Source organism: Streptomyces sp. NPDC058289 (assembly GCF_042880975.1).
GTDB lineage: Bacteria > Actinomycetota > Actinomycetes > Streptomycetales > Streptomycetaceae > Streptomyces > Streptomyces stoeckheimensis.
In genome coordinates this window covers 1-3,994 of record NZ_JBHVYI010000190.1, presented here as the reverse complement: position 1 = coordinate 3,994, position 3,994 = coordinate 1, and the positions used below count along the sequence as shown (strand labels likewise).

General features: G+C 74.0%; 3 protein-coding genes. All 3 read left to right on the top strand.

Translation table 11 applies throughout. The features are described from left to right. The first annotated feature begins 134 nt into the window (after positions 1-134). The 3 genes from ACFVX6_RS40645 to ACFVX6_RS40635 all read left to right on the top strand — a co-directional run bounded on the left by ACFVX6_RS40645 (position 135) and on the right by ACFVX6_RS40635 (position 3,940). Entirely contained in the window at positions 135-1,043 is a 909-nt protein-coding gene (locus tag ACFVX6_RS40645) for a DUF6891 domain-containing protein (RefSeq protein WP_389699614.1), read from the top strand. Positions 1,044-1,396: 353 nt separating this feature from the next. Next, positions 1,397-1,990, top strand: coding sequence for a winged helix-turn-helix domain-containing protein (locus tag ACFVX6_RS40640; RefSeq protein WP_389699613.1), 594 nt, complete (start codon positions 1,397-1,399; stop codon positions 1,988-1,990). 138 nt (positions 1,991-2,128) lie between these two features. Next, entirely contained in the window at positions 2,129-3,940 is a 1,812-nt protein-coding gene (locus ACFVX6_RS40635; RefSeq protein WP_389699612.1) for a serine/threonine-protein kinase, read from the top strand. Positions 3,941-3,994: the final 54 nt, after the last annotated feature.

Genomic DNA, 3,994 nt, shown 5'->3' with positions numbered 1-3,994 from the left:
GCGCCCCGGCCCTGTTCTTCGGGGGCCGCGCCCTCCCCGGGGCCCCCCCCCGCCACCCCCCCCCGGCCCCCCCCCCCCCCCCCGGGGGGGGGGCGGGCGCCGCGCTGTCGGTGGCACCTGCCATCGTGTGCGCCATGCTGCCCGTCACCCTCCGCACCGAGCCCGCCGAGACCTACCGCCGGCCCGCGCTGCCCCTGCTGTCCGAACTCGTCGGGCGCATCGGCGCCGACGGCGACCACTTCCTCATCGTGGAGCGGCTGCCGGACGAGCCCGACGTGTTCGCCCAGGTCTGGCACGAGACCGGCGGGGACTACCAGCTGGAGTACCGCGACGGCGCCCCCGACCGGCACTTCCAGGCCTTCGTCCCGACGGCGGCCGAGGTGGTGGGCGTGATGGTCCGCTGGGCCCGCCGGGAAGAGGGCTGGGGTGTCGGCCCGGCCTGGGAGCGGCTGGAGTTTCCGGCGGCGGAGGTGGCCCCGCTCGCCCCGGAGGTGGAGGAGGAGCTGACCGAGCTCGTCCGGGACGGACTGCGGTGCGGTTACGACGACCGGGCGGCCCTGAGTGAGAACGCCGAGGAGTACCTCGTCTCGGGCGGGGTCCGGCCGGTGTCGCGCGCGCAGGCGGAGCACCTGGTGGACCGGCTCTGGCGGGAGCGGCTGGCGGAACAGGCCGGCTGGGTGGGCGAGACGGACCCCGAGCGGCTGGCACGGGCCTTCGCCTCGCTCGATGCCGCCGGCATCACCGCGCGGGAGAACTTCGCGTGCTGTCGCTCCTGCGGCCTCGCGGAGATCCGGGCGGCGGGCCGCGAGGACGCCCGCGGGTTCGTCTTCTTCCACGCGCAGTGCACCGAGGGTGCCGTGGCGGGGGGCGACCTGTGGCTGCTCTACGGCGGCTTCGAGCAGGGCGAGGAGTTCGCCGCCTCCGTGGGCCGGGAGGTCACCCGGGTGCTGGACGCGGTGGGGCTGGCCTGGGTGTGGGAGGGGACCGCACGCGATGCGATTCGGGTGACGGGGATGGATTGGAAGAAGCGGCTGGGCGGGTGACGGCTTGTCGGGATTGCAATGGTCCGTTCATGTCATGATCACGGAATATGGGATTCCGCTCCACGTAGTGAGACGGGGCCTGCCCCGGCGGCCCCGCATCTGCTTGAATGGGGCCATGGCCAGCTACTCGTACACCTCGACAGGTCGCAGCGACCTCGAGCCGTTCTGGCCTTCCCGTCAGGACCACGATTTCGACCGGGTGTGTTGCCGCGCGAAGAACGCGCCGGCCCTCTAAAGCCTCCGGGACCTCACAACCGACCTCCCCCAGGCCTTCGGTCTGCGCGGTACGACACAAGACGACGCCTTTACGTACGTCTCCTGCCGACCACTCCGCGTGAAAGAGCTGACCACTCATGGCGAACACCCGTTCCTTCGCTTCTGCCGCCTCCGCTGCGACCTCTCCCCTGACCTACCCGAGCTTCCCGCCCAGTCCGCGCCACCGCCTGCGAGCCGTGGACCGCGACGAGGTGGCTCGCGTCGTGGACTTCCTGCCGCCGGGCGCCACCTGGCTGCCCGCCCCCGCACACACCCTGCCCGCCCTCCCCGGCCAGCCGCCGATGGTCGGGTACCTGGTGCTCGTACCGGCCGACCAGCAGCCGCCGATCGCCTTCTCCCCGCAGGCCGTTCCCACCGCCCCGACCCCCGGCGCGGCTGCCGTCACCGGCGACACCCTGGTCCGCATCGACCCCGCACAGCGCACCGCGGAGGTGGACGGCGAGGTCCTGGACCTGACGTACCTGGAGTTCGAGCTGCTGACCCACCTGGTCGCGCACCCGCACCGGGTGCACAGCCGCGACCAGCTGGTGACCACCGTCTGGGGCTACGGCCACGTCGGCGACGGCCGCACCGTAGACGTCCACGTCGCGCGGCTGCGCCGCAAGCTGGGCGCAGCCCACCGCGGCGCGATCCAGACCGTACGCCGCGTGGGATACAAGTACGCCCCCTGACCGGGACGGCGGCGGGCCCGTACTGACGAGGGGGAGTACGGGCCCGGGCCAGGACGGCCCAACTCGGGCCGCCACAAAGGGGATTTCTTCGCACATCCGTGCTGATCAGGCCCGGTCCCTGACGTAGGCTTTTCCGTCGTGACCATCGGAACCGGCAGCGTACTTGCCCCACTTGAGCCCCAGGACCCCCGCGAGACCGCCGGCTACCGGCTGATCGCCCGGATCGGCGAGGGCGGCATGGGCACCGTCTACCTCTCGCACACGCGCGGCGGGCAGCCCGTCGCGCTGAAGCTGATCCGTCGGGAGTTCGGGCAGGACCCGGACTTCCGGCGCCGGTTCGAGCAGGAGGTCCGGGCCGCGCGCCGGGTGCAGGGCTACCACCTCGTACCGGTCCTCGACCACGACACCACGGGCGCCTCGCCCTGGCTCGCCTCGGTGTTCGTACCGGGACTCTCGCTGCACGACGCCCTGAGCGCCTACGGTCCGCTCCCGCTCGGCGCCGTCTTCCAGCTGATCGGCTGCACGGCGCGGGCCCTCGGCTCCATCCACGCCGCGGGGGTCGTGCACCGCGACCTCAAGCCCGCCAACCTCCTGCTCGGCGCCGCCGGACCGTACGTGATCGACTTCGGGATCGCCCGGGCCGCCGACAGCACGCAGCTCACCCGCACCGGCGGGGTCATCGGCACTCCGCAGTACATGTCCCCCGAACACGCGCTGGGCGCCGAGGTCACCACCGCGAGCGACCTGTTCGCGCTCGGCCTCATCGCCGCGGTCGCGGCCACCGGGCGGCACCCGTACGGGGAGGGCGGGGCCACGGCGCTCGGCGTGCGGATCGCCAACACCGACCGGCTGCCCCCGGACCTGAACGGCTACCCGGCCGAACTGCGGCCGCTGCTGGAGCGCTGCCTGACGGCGGATCCGGCGGCGCGGATCGGCACGGACGAGCTCACCGCGATGTGCGAACTGTTCGCCGGACGGCCGCTGAACGACTTCGACGGCTGGCTCCCGGAGCCGGTCGGGCTGGAGATCGCCCGGCGGGTGCGGGCCGCGGAGAACCCGCCGGTGCCCACGGTCGCGGACGCGGGCGCGGGTACGGGCCGCGCGGGCGTTGGCGCGGGCGGATCGGGTACGGGCGGTACGGGCGCTGGTCCCGCCGGCGCCTTCGGCGGGGTGTACGGGGCGCCGACGGTGGGCGCGCCGCGCCGGCCCGCGGGTCCCCCGCCGGCCGCCGGCCACCCGACGCACCCCCCGGTGCCGGGCCCGGCGCCCGCGCCGGCCCCCGGACCGAAGCGGTTCCGGGGCGTGCTGATCGGGGCCGGCCTCGTACTGGCCGTCCTCGCGGGCGCCGGCGCGGTCCGGCTGCTCGACGGCGGCGGCGCCGCGAAGGACGACGCGAAGCAGGAGGGGCCGGTCGCGCCCGCCTCCTCCGACCAGGCGCAGGCCCAGGCCCCGGCTCCGGCCCCGGTCTCGTCCGGGCCCAAGACCGCGCCCTCGGCCTCCTCCTCGCCGAAGTCCGCGTACACGCCGGTCTTCCAGGACAAGCCCCTGACCCTGCGCGCGCCCTCCTCCAGCACCGGGACCCACGTCGACCTGGACGCCCCGCAGATCTTCCCGAAAGGAGCCATCGGCAGGACCCAGGGCATGGAGCTCACCTACCAGGACTGGGGCGACGCCGATCTGCGCTTCCTGACGGCCATGGGCAAGAGCACCGGCACCACGCCGGAGGAGTGCCGGGACGCCGTCGCCACCAACACCTTGGCCTCCAGGGTGGGCAAGGACGAGCTGAAGGCGGGCAAGACGCTCACGAAGGGGACGGTGCTGTGCACCGTCACCGGTGACAACAACCTGGCGATGCTCCGCATCACCGAGGTCGTGCTCGACACGAGCAAGGGGTCCATCGGCCCCATGCCGGACTACGTCACCGCACTCACCCTCTGGAAGATCGGCTGACGCCGTGGGCCGGGGCCCCCGGGTAAGCCCCGGCCCACGGAGGCTGCCCTAGAC

Coding starts and splice junctions, on each gene's coding strand:
- ACFVX6_RS40645 (WP_389699614.1), top strand. CDS start 135: ATGCTGCCCGTCACCCTCCGCACCGAGCCCGCCGAGACCTACCGCCGG.
- ACFVX6_RS40640 (WP_389699613.1), top strand. CDS start 1,397: ATGGCGAACACCCGTTCCTTCGCTTCTGCCGCCTCCGCTGCGACCTCT.